The organism is Leclercia sp. (assembly GCF_036780805.1).
GTDB lineage: Bacteria > Pseudomonadota > Gammaproteobacteria > Enterobacterales > Enterobacteriaceae > Enterobacter.
Map to the genome: position 1 here is coordinate 411,665 of NZ_DAIQCE010000002.1, position 17,201 is coordinate 428,865.

The following is a 17,201-nucleotide window of genomic DNA, read 5'->3' on the forward strand; positions in this document are numbered from 1 at the left end:
ATACAGATGATCTACAACAGGAGAAGCACGACATGAGCACCATACTGAAAGACTCAGAAATCCCTTTGTATCTCCAGGTTTCTGAATGGATTCGAGAAAATATTTATAAAGGTGAGCTGAGTAAAGGTGACCGGGTTCCATCTGAAAATCAGATCATGGAAATACTTCATGTCAGCCGAGGTACGGTGAAAAAAGGCGTCACCATGCTGGTCAATGAAGGGTTGCTGGTTCAGGTACAGGGAAAAGGGACGTTCGTAAAGAAAGAAAATATTTCTTATTCCCTGGGAGAAGGTTTGTTGTCTTTTGCTGAATCGCTCGAAAGTCAGCACTTAGCATTTACCACAGAAGTGATTGATTCCTATATAGAGAAAGCATCTAAAGGAGTGGCAGAAAAACTACAAATTGAGCCAGGCACGCCCATTTTTTATCTTAAGAGGATCCGTAGCGTGGACGGAGAAAGGGTTATGTTAATTGAAAACAGAATCAATTTTGCATTATGCCCTGGGATTACTGAAGTTGATTTCAATAAGCATAACCTGTTTCAAACCGTTGAATCCATGACGGGCAATAAAATTGAATATTCAGAAAGCCGATATGCTGCAAAAATTGTTGGCAGTGAACGTGGACATTATCTTGAAGTTAATGAAGAAGCACCTGTTCTTCATCTCGAACAGTTAGTTTTTCTTGATAACCACTTACCATTTGATTTTGGAAATGTCTGGCTAAAATCAGACAAATATTATTTAGGTACAGTACTTCAACGAAGAGAGAGGTAAATCTCATGCCATTAGTAAACGGTAATATCCTGCTTGATCGTATTCGTGAAAAACGTGTTCTGGCAGGTGCATTCAATACGACAAACCTGGAAACGACAATTTCTATCCTGGACGCGATTGAGCGTTCAGGTCTACCAAACTTTATTCAGATTGCACCGACAAATGCGAAATTGTCTGGTTATGATTACATCTACGAAATTGTCAGAAAACGCGCTGTGTCCATGGATGTTCCTGTCAGCCTGCACCTTGATCATGGTAAAGAGTTAAATGATGTCAAACAGGCGGTGCGGGCTGGTTTCACTTCCGTGATGATTGACGGCGCCGAACTCCCGTACGAAGAAAATATTGCGTTTACTAAAGAGGCTGTGGATTTCTGTAAATCATATGGCGTCCCGGTTGAGGCCGAGCTTGGTGCTATTCTGGGTAAAGAAGATGATCACGTCAGCGAGGCGGATTGTAAGACTGATGTCAATCAGGTACGTCGCTTTGTTGAAGAAACCGGGTGTAGCATGCTTGCCGTTTCTGTCGGTAATGTTCATGGACTGGAAGATATTCCTCGCATTGATATCCCATTATTACAAGAGATTGCCAAAGTCTGTCCATGTCCATTGGTTATTCATGGAGGATCCGGAATTGATGAAGCCATCATCCGTAGTTTCGTGAAGTATAATGTTGTCAAACTCAATATTGCCAGCGATCTGCGCAAGGCGTTTATTACTACAGTAGGTCAGGCCTGGACACAAAATAATAATGAGGCAAATCTGGCAAAAGTAATGTCAGGAGCAAAGGCAGCAGTTGAAGCGGACGTCTATAGCAAAATTTTAATGATGAACCGCGCCTCCTGATTAAAGGATAATTTAATTCAGCGATCTGATTTGGAAGTAAATATGATTCGAGAGAATATTCGTGTTGTTAACAGCACTGGCCTGCATGCACGTCCCGCAGCCACCTTTGTGAAAACCCTGAAGAAATATGAATGTTCAGTTACGCTCGTAAATAATGGAAAGGAAATCCAGATTAAAGGATTGATGAGCGTTTTGGGCGCTGGAGTTAAAGGAAAATCCAGTATCGAACTTATTTGTGAAGGGCCTGATGAACAGGCGCTAATGAATGAGTTAATAGGACTGTTCGCAAGTGGATTTGGTGAAAAAGAAGAGTAATTTCTTCTTATTCCAAAATACAACCCTACCAGACAGATTTATATCGATCCTGTAAAGGAGGATACTCTATGGCTCAGAAATGCTTAAAACGGATTTTACTGGTCAATGATGACGGTATTGAAGCGCCAGGCATAAAACTTCTTGAGGGTGTCGCAAAAAATCTCGCGGATGAGGTGTGGGTAGTAGCGCCTGCAACCGATAACAGTGGAGTGGCTAATTCTGTCAGTCTGAGGGAGCCTGTTCGTGTTGAACAACGCGGAGAACACCGATTTGCAGTGTATGGAACTCCAGCAGATTGTGTCACCCTGGCGGTTCGGCAGCTGATGAAAGAACATCCCCCACAGTTAATATTGTCAGGTATTAACAATGGTTCAAATATTGGTTTTGAAACTGTTCTGTCCGGCACGGTAGGTGGTGCTATCACAGGTCTTTTGCTCGGTGTGCCGTCAATCGCTTTGAGTCAGGACAAACGACCAGAAGATGCCATTAACTGGAGTACAGCAGAAGATTTTTGTATGCATGTACTCGACAAGTTAGTCAGCCCGGGATTGGCTGTGGGAACTTGTCTGAGCATTAATTTTCCGAATCTGCCTGCGGAGCAAATTCGGGGAATTAAAGCCACCCATCAAGGGATTGGTAAGGTGAAGGGTCTGCAGGTTATACCGGCGACAGATCCCCATGGAGAAAACTATTTCTGGATCCGTGTGGAGCATGGTATCACCGCATTTCCTGAATACAGTGAGGCTGGGGCTGTATCTGAAGGATTCATTTCTGTCACGCCTTTAACGTTTGAAAGAACAGCGACAGAAAGCTGGTCCCGCCTCTCTGAAATATATAACTAACCGCACGAGTACTAATCATGACATGTTTGTCGCCCTTGCAGGTGAGGGCGACCTTTTTTTACCTCACTACCGATAAGTGGAGAAAATATGAAGGCGCTAAATCTTTACGGGATAAAGGATGTCCGCTACGAAGAGGTATATAACCCTGTTGTTGAAAAAGAAAATGATGTTCTGATTAAAGTTCATACAGCGGGGATATGTGGTTCTGATATATCACGCTTTGGCAAAATAGGCTCATATAATCCGGGACTGACGTGGGGACATGAGTTCTCCGGTACAGTTGTCGCTACAGGTAATGGCGTGACAGCTGTCAAGAGAGGCGATCGCGTGACGGCCTGTAACTGTTTTCCCTGTTTCCAATGTGATTACTGTAAGCAGGGAAAATATGCCCGCTGTACAGATCTTCAAGTGCTGGGCGGGCATAAAAAAGGGGCGTTTGCTGAATATATTCTGATGCCTGCTGAGAATGTACTTAAATTACCTGAATTGATGGATTTTGATACGGCAAGCTTTATTGAGCCATCCAGTGTTGTGGTCCATGGTATGCGGCAGGTCGATATTAAAGCCGGAAGCAGTGTGGCCATTGTCGGTTGCGGCACTATTGGCCTACTTGCAGTGCAGTGGGCAAAAATTTGTGGCGCTGGCGAGGTTTATGCCTTTGATACAGATAAAGAAAAACTTGCTATTGCTGAAAAAACCGGCGCCACTGCTACTTTTTGTGTACAAGATGATGACCATTTAGCTTTATTCCAGCAAAAGTCCTTTAACGCAGGTGTTGATGTCGTCTTTGAGTCTTCCGGGAATGCTGCAGGGATCGCGTCATCATTACTTCTTGCCGCCAAAGGCGGTTCAGTTGTCCTGTTGGGTATACCCTACGGTGATGTTGCCTTACCAAGACTCAATTTTGAAAAAATTGTTCGTAATGAACTCAAAGTGATTGGTTCATGGAATTCAATTTCCGCACCTTTCCCGGGTAAAGAATGGCAAACATCAATCCACTATCTCAGCACCGGCCAAATTGATGTGGCCCCTTTAATTACAAAAAAGATCCCTTTATCTGATGTTCCTTCAGTATTGCCGGGCCTTTTTAACAGGGAAGAGTTTTTCGTCAAAGTACTAATTAATGTAAATGAACCCTCATGATTTCATGTAGGATTTTGCATACCTCACTCAGATTTCATTTAACAAAGTGGTAATAAATGAAACCGCTTCATGAATTAGTAATTTTGAATAATTTTTATTACTGCTTCCTTATGGCAATTAAATTTCGCAATTGCCATATATCATTTTCTTCGAGCTTTACGCAAAGGGAATTTCTTGAAACTTGGCTGACTAATGCTCAGGTTCATAAGTTATTCGATAAATTAGTTTATGAAGAAATCCAATGGTTAAAACAAAGTCTGACAGATGAGATCAAATCCATCCGTGAGTTTGAGTACAATATCGAACTAATCTATTATCGCTCACTTGAAATGATTAAACAAAAAGAAGAAAAAATGCTTACTTCGATGATGCTAGATCTGGCGAAACATTAAACTCAATTATGAAATATGACACACTCACCTACCAAAAATTAATTCACATTTATAATATGGGACAACTATGTATTAACTAGCACCTGCTTAAACGGAACAAAGAAATATTTATACGCGCATGCATAAAAAACAATTTATTTTCCTTCGAAGAAATTTACAGCTAACAGCATTGTCCGCCTTTGGGACAAGACCGTACGTCAACCTTTCACAAAATTAATGAACACATCTAATAAACCCTAGCTAATTACCCCATCTAATCGAATAAATCACTTTGCGTTATGCTTTTCCAACACAACAGCTGAAGGATAACGTCATGCAAACTGTAAAACTGAACAACGGGATTGAAATGCCCCTGCTGGGCTTTGGTGTCTTCCAGATGACGGATGCTGCTGAGTGCGAAAGAGCCGTTATTGATGCCATCGATACGGGATACCGCCTGATCGATACCGCTGCGTCTTACCAGAATGAAACCCAGGTAGGGAACGCACTGAAACAGAGCGGTATCGCCCGCAACGAACTCTTTGTAACGACCAAACTTTGGCTGCAGGATACAAATTACGAAGGCGCTAAAGCCCAGTTCGAACGCTCCCTGAACCGGCTGCAAATTGATTACGTTGACCTGTACCTGATTCACCAGCCTTACGGCGATGTCCATGGGGCATGGCGCGCTATGGAAGAACTGCAGCAGGCAGGCAAAATTCGCGCCATTGGCGTGAGCAACTTCCATCCTGACCGACTGGCCGACCTTATCGCCTTCAACAAAGTAGCCCCTGCGGTGAATCAGATTGAAGTTAACCCCTTCAACCAGCAGCTGCATGCCGTTCCATGGAATCGAAGCCGTGGCATTCAGCCGGAAGCCTGGGCACCGTTTGCTGAGGGTAAAAATGGCCTGTTCCAGCATCCCGTGTTAACGGCGATTGGCCAGAAGTACGGCAAAAGCGTGGGTCAGGTTGTGCTGCGCTGGATCTTCCAGCGAGGCATCATTTCACTGGCGAAATCGGTGCGCAAAGAACGCATGGAAGAGAACATCAACATTCTCGATTTTGAACTCAGCGCTGAGGATATGCTGCAAATTGCCGCCCTCGACACCGCAACCAGCGCCTTCTTCTCTCACCGCGATCCGGCGATGGTGGAATGGCTGACGGGCCGCAAACTTGATGTTTAAGTCGCGATAAAAGAGGTATTAATTCAATGCAAAAACGTTATCTGGGTAAATCCCGACTCGAAGTCTCCGCGCTTGGGCTCGGTTGCATGGGCTTAAGCCACGGCTATGGCCCGGCGACCGATACTCGTCAGGCTATCGAGCTCATTCGCGCAGCGGTTGAACGTGGCGTAACCTTCTTCGATACCGCTGAAGTGTATGGACCCTTTCTTAATGAAGAGGTTGTCGGTGAAGCCTTAAAACCGTTTCGTAACCGCGTGGTCATCGCCACCAAGTTTGGTTTTACTTTTGGCGACGACAACAAGCAGCAGATTTTAAACAGCCGTCCGGAGCATATCCGTGAAGCTGTGGAAGGATCATTACGTCGTCTTAAGACTGATATCATTGATCTGCTGTATCAACACCGTGTCGACCCGGATGTCCCGATTGAAGATGTTGCGGGTACGGTAAAAGACCTGATCGCTGAAGGCAAAGTTAAACATTTCGGTCTGTCCGAAGCGGGCGCGCAAACCATTCGTCGTGCGCATGCCGTACAACCGGTCACTGCGCTGCAAAGCGAATACTCCATGTGGTGGCGCGAGCCTGAGCAGGAGATCCTGCCGTTGCTGGAGGAACTAGGTATTGGTTTTGTGCCCTTCAGCCCATTAGGTAAAGGTTTCCTGACGGGATCGATTAAGCCAGGAACCACTTTTGGGAAGGATGATTACCGCAGCACCGTGCCGCGTTTCGCCGAGCAGGCGATTGAAGCCAATGAAAAGCTGGTCTCATTGCTGGGTGAACTGGCGGCAGAGAAAGGCGTGACGTCTGCACAAATCGCGCTGGCATGGCTGCTGGCACAAAAGCCGTGGATTGTTCCTATCCCTGGTACCACGAAACTGCACCGGCTGGAGGAAAACCTGGGGGCCGCCGACATCATCCTTTCTCAGGATGACTCGCGACAGATAACCCAAGCGCTTGAAACGATTAAAATCGTCGGCGAACGTTACTCTCCTGAGCACCAGGCCCGCGTAGGTCGTTAATACCCGGACGGGTCCGCTGCAATTGGCGGACCCGTTATTCCTGATAGCGAAGTGCATCGATCATCAGCGCAAAAGCGGGGGGATGCTGCTTGCGGCTCGGGTAGTAGAGGTAATATCCGGGGAAAGATGGGCACCAGTCCTGCAAAACCTGAATAAGCTCTCCCGACTTTATATAATCCTGCACCCTGTCTTCAGGTATACAGGCGATACCAAAACCGGATAACGCCGCATCAATCCTTTCCGCCTGCAGATTAAACGTGACCTGCCCTTCCACTCTGACCCTTAACGGTTTCCCTTCCTTCTCAAACTCCCAGTGGTAAAGCCCACCGGCTGTCGGCAGGCGCATATTGATACACCGATGATGTTGTAGTTCGTGCGGCGTTTCAGGTGCAGGATTTGCAGCGAAAGAAGACGGCGCTCCTACCACAGCCATTCTCATGTCCGGCCCAATTCTTACCGCAATCATGTCCTTATCCACGCTTTCACCCAGGCGGATCCCGGCATCAAAACGCCCCTCAACAATATCGACAAAGCCGTTATCCACCACCAGTTCGAGATTAATTTCGGAATATTCCCTGAGGAAGGGTTTTAGCTTCGGCCATACCAGACTTCGCGCGGCATGCTCCCCGGCTGATAAACGAATATTGCCGGAGGCGGTGCCGTTCAGTTGAACCAGCGATTCCAGTTCCTTTTCAAGATCGGCAATACGCGGTTCAAGGCAGGCAATAATTCTCTCACCGGCTTCTGTAGGGGCAACGCTTCGGGTCGTGCGGGTCAGAAGGCGGATATTCAGCCTTTCCTCCAGGGCCTTCATCGCGTGGCTGAGAGCAGACTGAGAAACGCCCAGTTTGCCCGCTGCTTTGGTAAAACTTCGCTCCCTTGCCACCACAAGAAAGATTTGCAGTTCGTTGAAGTTTTCTTTGAGCATGAGCGGTTTCCTTGTTCAGTCGCTTCCCCTCAACGCGCACATACGAAGGGTCTTCACAGACCTCTTCATTTTAGCGCCGTTGCTGACACTGTTGTCATATCGCCGTCAGTCTGCTGACAATTCGGATCGGTATATTGCCGGATAAGGTCATGGAAAAGGTTCCATGGCAGAAACAACCTGATGCAGACAGTTATTTAAAGAGGTAAACAACATGAAAGCAACACTTGTGACAGTCCTTTTCATGGGGTTCATGACGGCGAATGCCGCATCAGCTGCCTAACAAATAAGCCATGCTGATGGAAAGATGTTGCCGCCCGGGCGGGCTATTCAAAATGGCATCTTCAGCGGCTGTTTGTTCAGGCTAAATAGGTCAGTCTGGGGAAATATATTGGCGATAAAAAGCTGAAGCTGGCAGCAAAGGATCTTGTTGAGACCAATGAGTCAATTATGGATATCGCGTATAAATACGGGTTTGACTCGCAACAGACGTTTACCCGGGAGTTTTCGAATTACTATCAATTGCCGCCGTTACGGTATCGAAATGTTAAGCGATAAGAGTTGGGATAGATGGGGGTGATTTCATTGCATCTAAAATGCGTTAGAAATGGTGCCGATAATAGGAGTCGAACCTACGACCTTCGCATTACGAATGCGCTGCTCTACCAACTGAGCTATATCGGCTTTTAGAAAAGAAACTACGATGTGAAAGGGTAAGAAAAAGCGCGCACCCCGTCAACCCCTCAGGTTTTAGTCGTTGATTTTTACAGCAACACGCGCAAAAACCACACACAACAAAGGGCTAATCCCCGTCTTTCGCTCTTCCATAACACATACTCGTCACATTTTGCGGCATTTTGCCCGCACCAGCCGCCTCATCTCCCCTCTTCCTCCCAGGATCGGCTATCTTCAAATTTACCTTTTTGAAATCAAGCCCCGCCAGAACAGGTCGATATTAATTAGATCGGAACACAGAAATGCCTGAGAGAGTGGGTCAATAATGCATAAATTTTTTGTCACCGATGATATATCCGGCACGGATCTGGAGCCTAAAAGAACGGCGACCTTTGTCAAACGTGCCCTGCTGTTAATGGTTTCTCTGCTGGCGGGACTGTTTATTATCGCCATCATCGCGCTGCTGACGATTGTGCAAAACATCAATCAGGACAGCGATAAGCACAGCGCCATGCTGCTGGAAAAGGCGATCCACAACCGCGTGGATACGCTCACCACCCATATCAAAGACTACGCCTGGTGGGGCGAAGCCTACCAGCACCTTCATCCGAGGGTGGATACCGAGTGGGCCTATACCCGGCAGAATATGGGTGGCACGCTGTGGCGCGATTTTGAGTACGAAGGAGTGTTCGTGCTGGACGGCGGCGGGCAGACCCGTTACAGCGTGATTGACGGCAAGCTGACGACAGACTCTCTGCAATCCTGGCTGGGAGACGATCCCCTGCCCGGGCTGATTCAGAAAATAAATAAGCCGGACGCGATCCCCCTCTCCAGTACGGTGGTGATGAAGAACGGCCATCCGGCGCTGGTGGCGGCGGCACGCATCACCACGGGTGACGACGCCAGGATCCCTGTAGCCCCTGGCCCGGCCTCGGTGCTGGTGTTTGTTGATGTTCTGAATGACCGTAAGCTCGCCGCGCTGGGTGAAGAGTACGGTATCGCCCAGACCCGCGTGCAGCACAAGGACGCCCCGAAGCTGGCAGGGCGACGCGGGGTCGCAACGCTCCCTATTGATGGCCAGCAAATCACTTTTGAGTGGAAAAGCGATGATCCGGGGCGGGAGCTGCTGCGCTATATCCTGCCGATGCTGATCCTGCTGGCGCTCTGTACCGCTATTCCCGGCGTGATGCTGGGACGCAACGCGCTCAAAAAGGCGCGCATGTACGACGAAAACACCTATCTGCTGGCGCAGAACCGTCTGGCGCTCACCGCCAGCGAGCGCCGTTTTCGTGACGTCGCCGAGGCTACCACGGACTGGATCTGGGAGACCGATCCCGAGCTGCGTTTTACCTGGCTGTCCGAGCGTTTTCCCGGCATCACCGGGCACAGCATCTCGGCCTGGATCGGTCGCCCGCTCAGTGAGTTCATGGCCGCCGATAACCAGTCGCTGGAAGAGTGGATCACCCTCCCCGGCCAGACGGGTCATCGCCGCCTGCTGCACTGCCGCTACCTCTCCGCGATGGGTCACCAGCGCTACTGCCATATTGCGATCAAACCGGTTATCACTCCGGAGGGAATAACCGGCTACCGCGGCACCGCCACGGATGTCACCCTGGAGGTTGAGGCCCAGGCGCGCGTGGAGTATCTCTCCCGCCACGACGAGCTCACCGGGCTACCCAACCGGGTGCGGATGCGCGAGTTTCTGGAAGGCAAGCTGCGGGCGCAGCCCACCCAGGAACATCCGCTGGCGATGCTCAGCCTCGATCTCGATAAGTTTAAACCGGTCAACGATCTGTTTGGTCACGGTGCGGGAGATAGCGTGCTGCATGAGGTCTCCACCCGGCTCCGGCACTGCATCCGCGATTACGATCTGGTGGCGCGCCAGGGCGGGGATGAGTTTATTCTGGTGATCTCCGACATTCATGACCGGCGCTATATTGAAACCCTGTGCGAGCGCATCATCGCCGAGCTGACGCGCCCGTTCCTGATCAACGGCAATGAGATCGTGATCGGGGCCAGCATCGGGATCGCCATGGCCCCGCACGATGCCGTCGATGCGGGCGAACTTCTGCGCTTCTCGGACATCGCGCTGTACAAGGCCAAAAGCACCGGGCGCAACAGGTGGGTGTTCTATATGCCTGAAATGGCGGAGCAGATGGTGCAGCGCCGGGAGATGGAAGAGAGCCTGCGCGACGGGATTAAAAAAGAGCAGTTCCGTCTGGTCTACCAGCCGCGCTACGGCCACGACTCCTCGCGGATCATCGCCGTGGAGGCGCTCATCCGCTGGGATCACCCCGAACTGGGTCTGATCATGCCGGATCAGTTTATTTCGCTGGCCGAAGAGACCGGGCTGATTATTCCGCTCAGCGACTGGGTGCTGAAAACCGCCTGTCGGGACGCGCAGCAGACGCTGCACGGCCTCGCGGTTTCGGTGAATATCTCTGCCGTCGAGTTCCAGTCCTGGCAGGTGGTGGACCGCATCCGGGATGCGCTGCTTGAATCGCAGTTAGATCCAGCCCGGCTCGAGATCGAGATTACCGAAAACGCCACCCTGTGGAACCCGGAAAACAGCCTCGAAATCATGCTGGCGCTGAAGAAACTGGGCGTGAAGCTGCTGATGGACGATTTCGGGACCGGCTACTCCTCCCTGAGCTACCTGCGCAACTTCCCGTTCGATGGCATCAAGCTGGATAAGTCCTTTATCGACGGCATGCCGGAAAGCGACAGCGCCAATACCATCGTTGAAAATATTATCGGCTTGGGCAAGGCGTTCTCACTGAGCATTACCGCAGAAGGAGTGGAGACCGAAGGACAACTGCAGAAGCTAATGATGATGAAATGCGATGAAACCCAGGGCTATTTCATCAGCAGGCCGCTCAGCCTGACGGCGTTGCAGGAGCAAATCGCCGCCCTGGACTCGGCAGCACAGGAACGAGTCGATCAGAATTCACAAGGATAGCGCGGGCAGCAGCAGTGGCTGCCCGCACGGGGATTATGCCCGGATGGTATCGTCACCGAAGCCGACCCACTTGTAAGTGGTCAGCGCTTCCAGCCCCATCGGGCCGCGCGCGTGCAGCTTCTGGGTGCTGACCGCCACTTCTGCGCCGAGGCCAAACTGGCCGCCGTCGGTAAAGCGGGTAGAAGCGTTCACGTAGACGGCAGAAGAGTCCACTTCGTTCACAAAACGGTTGGCATTGCTCAGGGTGCGGGTGAGGATCGCATCCGAGTGCTGGGTGCCATGGGCGCGAATATGGGCGATAGCGTCGTCCAGATCGGCAACCACCTTCACGTTCAGATCCAGCGACAGGAACTCGTCGTCGTACTGTTCAGCTTTCACTTCCTCAACCTTTGCCGGGCCCGCTTGCAGCGTGGTCAGCGCGTTGCTATCGGCATGCAGGGTGACGCCGCTTTGCGCCATCTGCTGGCTCAGGGCAGGCAGGAAGGTATCGGCAATATTCTGATGCACCAGCAGCGTCTCCACCGTGTTACAAGTGCTCGGGCGCTGGGTTTTGGCGTTGACGATGATCTTCAGGGCCGGTTCGAACTCGGCAGTCTCATCGACAAAGATATGGCACACGCCGATACCGCCGGTGATTACCGGGATCGTCGACTGCTCGCGACACAGCTTGTGCAGCCCTGCCCCACCGCGCGGGATCAGCATGTCGATGTATTTGTCCATCCGCAGCATCTCATTGACCAGCGCGCGATCCGGGCTTTCAATCGCCTGAACCGCCCCGGCAGGCAGGCCGCACTCTTCCAGCGCCTGCTGGATCACCTTTACCGTGGCGGCGTTGGTGCGCCAGGTCTCTTTCCCGCCGCGCAGGATGGCGGCGTTGCCGGTTTTGAGGCACAGCGAGGCGACATCGACAGTCACGTTCGGGCGCGCTTCGTAGATCACACCAATCACCCCAAGCGGCACGCGGCGACGTTCAATGCGCAGGCCGCTGTCCAGCAGTCCGCCGTCGATCACCTGCCCGACCGGATCGGCCAGGCTGCACACCTGCCGCACGTCGTCGGCAATGCTTTTCAGGCGCGCGGGGTTCAGAGCCAGACGATCGAGCATCGCCTCGCTCAGGCCGTTGCGGCGGGCTTCCAGCAGATCCTGCTCGTTGGCGAGCAAAATCTCGTGAGACTCGGCTTCCAGATACTCTGCGATTTTTTCCAGCACGCGGTTTTTCTCGCGGCTGGAAAGGAGCGCCAGTTTGTACGAGGCGGCTTTGGCAGCGGCGCCCATTTGTTCCAGCATGTCCTGCTCCTTAGCGGGTGATCATATCGTCGCGATGGACAGCAACCGGGCCATACTCATAGCCGAGAATGGCATCGATCTGCTGTGAATGGTGGCCTGCAATACGGCGCAGCGCGTCGCTGTTGTAGCGGCAGACGCCGTGGGCAATGTCGCGCCCTTCCAGATTACAGATACGGATCACTTCACCACGGGAGAAGTTGCCTGTCACGTTTTTAATTCCTTTTGGAAGCAATGAGCTGCCTCGTTCCAGAATCGCGGCAGTCGCGCCTTCATCAATGGTGATCTCCCCGGCAGGCGGCGCGCCAAAAATCCAGCGTTTGCGGTTTTCCAGCGGGGTGGCTTCGGCATGGAAACGGGTGCCAACCGAAATGCCTTCCATCACATCGCCAATCACGCCCGGACGGCTGCCGGCGGCGATGATGGTGTCAATACCCGCCCGGCACGCCACGTCGGCGGCCTGCAGTTTGGTGCCCATCCCGCCGGTGCCGAGGCCCGATACGCTGTCGCCCGCAATGGCGCGCAGCGCATCGTCGATGCCTTTTACATCGGTGATCAGTTCAGCCTGCGGGTTAGTGCGCGGGTCGGCGGTAAACAGCCCCTGTTGATCGGTGAGCAGCAGCAGCTTGTCAGCACCCGCCAGAATCGCGGCCAGCGCCGAGAGGTTATCGTTATCGCCGACCTTAATTTCTGCGGTGGCGACCGCATCGTTCTCGTTAATGACCGGCACGATGTTGTTATCCAGCAGCGCGCGCAGGGTGTCGCGGGCGTTAAGGAAACGCTCACGATCTTCCATATCGGCGCGGGTCAGCAGCATCTGCCCGACGTGGATGCCGTAGATAGAGAACAGCTGCTCCCAGAGTTGAATCAGGCGGCTCTGCCCCACCGCCGCCAGCAGCTGCTTGGAGGCAATGGTGGCGGGGAGTTCGGGGTAACCCAGGTGTTCACGTCCGGCGGCGATCGCCCCGGAGGTCACAATCACAATGCGGTGCCCTGCGGCATGCAGCTGTGCGCACTGGCGTACCAGTTCGACAATATGGGCGCGATTAAGGCGGCGCGATCCGCCTGTTAACACACTGGTACCGAATTTTACCACCAGCGTCTGGCTGTCACTCATGATTCTCTGCCGTTCAACAATAGGGAAATGATATCAATCAGACTTTTTATCAGGACTGGGGCCGGTTGCCAACCGCCTTCGCAAAAAGCGAAACACTTTGTTGCGCGGGATCAGCAAGCGTAGCGGCAAACGTTGACACTTTTATTACTGAAATAAAAAATTACCCTTTTTTAAACTTATTCTGGAATTGTCATAAAACGTTCATTTCATAACGTTAAAACCCTTCCTGTTTTTTCACGGAACAAAAGCTTGGGCTTACTGTTCAGCGAATATTAGCGCGTTTATAAGAAACCAGGATTGAAAATGAAAAAGAGTACTCTGGCATTAGTGGTCATGGGCGTTGTAGCAACTTCATCTGTACAGGCAGCCGAAGTATTTAATAAAAACGGCAATAAACTGGACGTGTACGGTAAAGTAAAAGCCATGCATTATCTCAGCGATGATGATGCCAAAGATGGTGACCAGACTTATGTGCGTTTCGGCTTTAAAGGCGAAACCCAGGTTAACGAACAGCTGACCGGTTATGGTCGCTGGGAAGCTGAGTTCTCCGGCAACAAAGCCGAAAGCGACGCGACGCAGAAAACCCGTCTGGCTTTCGCCGGTATTAAGCTGAAGGACTTTGGTTCAATCGACTACGGTCGTAACCTCGGCGCGCTGTACGACGTCGAAGCCTGGACCGATATGTTCCCGGAATTCGGCGGTGACTCTTCCGCGCAGACCGATAACTTCATGACCAAACGCGCCAGCGGTCTGGCAACCTACCGTAATACCGACTTCTTCGGCGCTATCGATGGCCTGGACCTGACCCTGCAATATCAGGGTAAAAACGAAGGCCGGGACGCGAAGAAACAGAACGGCGACGGTTTCGGTACCTCTCTGACCTATGATTTCGGCGGCAGCGACTTCGCCATCAGCGGTGCCTACACCAACTCTGACCGCACCAATGCCCAGAACCTGCTGGCACGTGGTGAGGGTGATAAAGCGGAAGCCTGGGGCACCGGTCTGAAATATGACGCCAACAACATTTACCTGGCAACCATGTACACCGAAACGCGTAATATGACGCCAATCTCCGGCGGCTTCGCAAATAAAGCGCAGAACTTCGAAGCAGTAGCGCAATATCAGTTTGACTTTGGTCTGCGCCCGTCCCTGGGTTATGTCCAGTCTAAAGGCAAGGATATTGAAGGCATCGGTGATGAAGATATCGTGAAATATATCGACGTTGGCGCGACCTACTATTTCAACAAAAATATGTCGGCGTTTGTTGATTATAAAATCAACCAGATTGACGACGACAATAAACTGGGCGTGAGCAGCGATGATATCGTTGCCCTGGGCATGACCTACCAGTTCTGATTGAGCGTAATAAAAAACCCGGCGCTGGATGGCCGGGTTTTTTTATTGTCTGTTTTTCACGTCGAACGTTAAGCGGTCAGCTTCACCGGCTCGTTGGTGAAATCATCCGCAGGCTCGAGTTTCAGATCGAATGTCGCCAGCAGCGTGCGGGCTTTCTCGTGGAATTCACGCAGGGTATGCTCCAGGCGCTGGACCACTTCAGGATCCTTAATCGCCGTCGCCTGCCAGTGGCCCTCTTTATCGAACAGGCCAAACTGGTAGCTATAGGTGAAGCGTGATGCTTCGGCTTCCATTTCCATCCACCATCCCCAGAATTCGCGCTTTTCCGGCGCAGGCTTTACGTTAACGCATACGGCCAGGCAGTCGAAAAAAAAGCGATTCTCTTCGCACTGCTCTTCGCGGATGTAGGGGCCAAGAGCCATAAACTTCTTGATCATTCTACTTTTCGGATGTCCACTCGGTAACGTCATTGCGATCTCCTTTTATGAAGCCACTGTTGTACCAAACCTTAAGAAATTAGCAATCTATTAACACAATCTCTGATGGATCCAACGTGTAATCTGCTGCAATGCCTTGTCAAAATTCTCATACACCGGGCTGAACGGCACCTCCAGCAGCTTACCGTCGACAGATGACGAGGTGATTAAGCGGGACTCCTCCTCCGGGCTGAAGGGATCGTTTTTCCAGAAGCCAGAGAGCATCGGCGTCGGACACCGGCGGCCCAGCAATCCCTGGGTTTTCAGCGAGTAGCGATTGAGTTCCACGCGCAATGCCTCGTCGGAGGCATCGTGCATGCCGAGGCGACTGGCCAGCACGTCGAGATACATTTCCGGCACGTTGCCCTGGCGCGCGGGTTCGCTTAACAGCGCATGCACCACCGGCCCCAGACAGGCCACCGCTTTCAGACGTGAGGATTCCAGATAGGCCAAACGTACGGCGACGTTAGCGCCAAAGCGGAAGCCAAACGCCGCCACCCGGGTGTGATCCACCCAAGGATTCTGTTCCAGCGCTTTCAGGGCATGCTGGTGGAGCAAGCTGGAATCCTGGGTCAGTTTCCATTTGGACGAGAAGCCAATCGACGGCATGTCGAGGGTCAGCATCGCCAGCCCTTTGGGGGCTAAGTAACGCTCATAGAGGCTGTAATAATCGGTTTGCAGCGAGTCGAGACCGCCGCACATCATCACCGTCGGGAAGGGCCCTTCGCCCGGGGGCAGATGCAGGAAGCCGGTCACCGCCGGGCCGCCGGGAACGGTAAAGGTGAGTTCGCGCATCTGGCCCGGCAGATGCTGGGCCGCCTCCTGATAGGCGCGATTTGCCAGGGCCTGCGCCTGCTCCGCCAGCTCGTCGCCTTTCAGGTGCGGGTAAGCCGCGATGCTGTAGAGGTTACAGGCATGCAGCCAGTGCTTGCCGCTTAACAGGGGATCGTCTTCCTGGCTCGCCTTTTGCTGCCAGATCATCGCCTGTTTTGCCCATTCGTAGATCCAGTTGCCGCCGCGATAGCCCACCACCGTGTCGTAGAGGTCGTCGTCGGTGCGTTCGGCCTGGCTCATCACGATACGCGCCTGCACATCCAGAATTTCACGGGGGTCGATGCCGCGCCAGACCCACATCAGACGGTTAACCATGCGATACCAGTGCGGGATGTTTTTGCCATCCAGCGCCGACTGCACTGACGGTTGTACGCCACTGTTAAAGCGACGAACCAGCGTCGAGGTTTCCGGGTGTTTGAATTTGGGCTTGAAGAGAATTTCGCTGAGATTCGCCTGGGACATTGCGCGCTGCCTCTTAAGATACGTCAGAGGGCATCATTGTAACGCGACAGAGGCGAAAAAAATAACGCCCGGCATCACCGGGCGTTAAAAATGTAGGGATTAGCGGCCTGAAATAGGTGGGACGAAGACAACGCCCATATCCCATGGCTGTTCAATCCAGGTATCCTGAGGGATATCAATCACATAATCGTCGACCAATGGCTTACCCGCCGGCTTGGCGAAGATCGTCACGAAATGCGCTTTTGGATACATTTCACGGATGGCAACCGCTGTACCGCCGGTATCAACCAGATCGTCAATCACGATGAAGCCTTCACCATCGCCTTCGGCGCGTTTCAGCACGGTCAGCTCACGCTGGTTGTCATGGTCGTAGCTGGAGATGCAGACGGTATCGACATGGCGAATACCCAGCTCACGTGCCAGCAATGCCCCCGGTACCAGGCCACCGCGGCTAACAGCGATGATGCCTTTCCACTGCTCAGATGGCATCAGGCGTGCAGCCAGTTTACGTGCATGAATCTGCAACATGTCCCAGGTGACGATGTATTTTTCGCTCATGTGAATTGTCCCAGCCTGTTTATATACGGCTTAAAAAGTGTTCGAGGGGGAAAATGGTTGC

Annotated in this window: 16 protein-coding genes, 1 tRNA gene and 1 pseudogene; 11 read left to right on the forward strand and 7 right to left on the reverse strand. The window is 51.9% G+C overall.

Features of this window, described 5'->3' with window-relative positions; genetic code table 11:
- Window positions 1–32: 32 nt before the first annotated feature.
- The 8 genes from V7Q49_RS11255 to V7Q49_RS11290 all read left to right on the forward strand — a co-directional run bounded on the left by V7Q49_RS11255 (window position 33) and on the right by V7Q49_RS11290 (window position 6,494).
- Window positions 33–776: a GntR family transcriptional regulator gene (locus V7Q49_RS11255; protein WP_106992047.1), complete on the forward strand. Its 744-nt coding sequence runs from the start codon at window positions 33–35 to the stop codon at window positions 774–776.
- A 5-nt stretch (window positions 777–781) separates the two neighbouring features.
- Window positions 782–1,621, forward strand: a complete 840-nt coding sequence (locus V7Q49_RS11260) for a class II aldolase (RefSeq protein WP_106992046.1) — start codon at window positions 782–784, stop codon at window positions 1,619–1,621.
- A 42-nt stretch (window positions 1,622–1,663) separates the two neighbouring features.
- Window positions 1,664–1,936, forward strand: coding sequence for an HPr family phosphocarrier protein (locus tag V7Q49_RS11265; RefSeq protein WP_333851225.1), 273 nt, complete (start codon window positions 1,664–1,666; stop codon window positions 1,934–1,936).
- Between the two features lie 68 nt (window positions 1,937–2,004).
- On the forward strand, window positions 2,005–2,778 hold the full coding sequence (gene surE, locus V7Q49_RS11270) for a 5'/3'-nucleotidase SurE (RefSeq protein ID WP_333851227.1): 774 nt from the start codon (window positions 2,005–2,007) through the stop codon (window positions 2,776–2,778).
- Between the two features lie 87 nt (window positions 2,779–2,865).
- Entirely contained in the window at window positions 2,866–3,921 is a 1,056-nt protein-coding gene (locus V7Q49_RS11275) for a galactitol-1-phosphate 5-dehydrogenase (RefSeq protein WP_333851229.1), read from the forward strand.
- 56 nt (window positions 3,922–3,977) lie between these two features.
- The gene (locus V7Q49_RS11280) at window positions 3,978–4,313 is read left to right on the forward strand and encodes a hypothetical protein (protein WP_333851231.1); all 336 of its coding nucleotides are present in this window, start codon (window positions 3,978–3,980) and stop codon (window positions 4,311–4,313) included.
- A gap of 313 nt (window positions 4,314–4,626) precedes the next feature.
- Window positions 4,627–5,478, forward strand: coding sequence for an aldo/keto reductase (locus tag V7Q49_RS11285; RefSeq protein WP_333851233.1), 852 nt, complete (start codon window positions 4,627–4,629; stop codon window positions 5,476–5,478).
- Window positions 5,479–5,504: 26 nt separating this feature from the next.
- Window positions 5,505–6,494, forward strand: a complete 990-nt coding sequence (locus V7Q49_RS11290) for an aldo/keto reductase (protein ID WP_333851235.1) — start codon at window positions 5,505–5,507, stop codon at window positions 6,492–6,494.
- Window positions 6,495–6,528: 34 nt separating this feature from the next.
- Here V7Q49_RS11290 and V7Q49_RS11295 read toward each other — a convergent pair whose 3' ends face one another.
- Window positions 6,529–7,422, reverse strand: a complete 894-nt coding sequence (locus tag V7Q49_RS11295) for a LysR family transcriptional regulator (RefSeq protein ID WP_333851237.1) — start codon at window positions 7,420–7,422, stop codon at window positions 6,529–6,531.
- A 303-nt stretch (window positions 7,423–7,725) separates the two neighbouring features.
- Between V7Q49_RS11295 and V7Q49_RS11300 the strand changes: the two are divergent.
- A pseudogene (locus V7Q49_RS11300) lies at window positions 7,726–7,977 on the forward strand (helix-turn-helix domain-containing protein); the annotation flags it as partial.
- A gap of 50 nt (window positions 7,978–8,027) precedes the next feature.
- Here V7Q49_RS11300 and V7Q49_RS11305 read toward each other — a convergent pair.
- Window positions 8,028–8,103, reverse strand: a tRNA-Thr gene (locus V7Q49_RS11305).
- Window positions 8,104–8,419: 316 nt separating this feature from the next.
- On the opposite strand from V7Q49_RS11305, the gene V7Q49_RS11310 reads away from it, so the two are divergent.
- Entirely contained in the window at window positions 8,420–11,053 is a 2,634-nt protein-coding gene (locus V7Q49_RS11310; protein ID WP_333851239.1) for a bifunctional diguanylate cyclase/phosphodiesterase, read from the forward strand.
- A 33-nt stretch (window positions 11,054–11,086) separates the two neighbouring features.
- On the opposite strand, the gene proA is transcribed toward V7Q49_RS11310, so the two are convergent.
- On the reverse strand, window positions 11,087–12,340 hold the full coding sequence (gene proA, locus V7Q49_RS11315; protein ID WP_333851241.1) for a glutamate-5-semialdehyde dehydrogenase: 1,254 nt from the start codon (window positions 12,338–12,340) through the stop codon (window positions 11,087–11,089).
- 10 nt (window positions 12,341–12,350) lie between these two features.
- Entirely contained in the window at window positions 12,351–13,454 is a 1,104-nt protein-coding gene (gene proB, locus V7Q49_RS11320) for a glutamate 5-kinase (RefSeq protein ID WP_333851243.1), read from the reverse strand.
- Window positions 13,455–13,757: 303 nt separating this feature from the next.
- Between proB and phoE the strand changes: the two genes are divergently transcribed.
- Window positions 13,758–14,810, forward strand: coding sequence for a phosphoporin PhoE (gene phoE / locus V7Q49_RS11325; protein WP_333851246.1), 1,053 nt, complete (start codon window positions 13,758–13,760; stop codon window positions 14,808–14,810).
- A 68-nt stretch (window positions 14,811–14,878) separates the two neighbouring features.
- On the opposite strand, the gene crl is transcribed toward phoE, so the two are convergent.
- From crl to gpt, 3 genes are all read right to left on the reverse strand, one after another.
- A complete protein-coding gene (gene crl / locus V7Q49_RS11330; protein ID WP_333851248.1) occupies window positions 14,879–15,280 on the reverse strand; it encodes a sigma factor-binding protein Crl in 402 nt (133 codons plus the stop codon).
- Between the two features lie 57 nt (window positions 15,281–15,337).
- Window positions 15,338–16,582: an esterase FrsA gene (frsA, locus tag V7Q49_RS11335; protein WP_333851250.1), complete on the reverse strand. Its 1,245-nt coding sequence runs from the start codon at window positions 16,580–16,582 to the stop codon at window positions 15,338–15,340.
- A 99-nt stretch (window positions 16,583–16,681) separates the two neighbouring features.
- Window positions 16,682–17,140: a xanthine phosphoribosyltransferase gene (gpt, locus tag V7Q49_RS11340; RefSeq protein WP_333851253.1), complete on the reverse strand. Its 459-nt coding sequence runs from the start codon at window positions 17,138–17,140 to the stop codon at window positions 16,682–16,684.
- Between the last annotated feature and the right edge of the window lie 61 nt (window positions 17,141–17,201).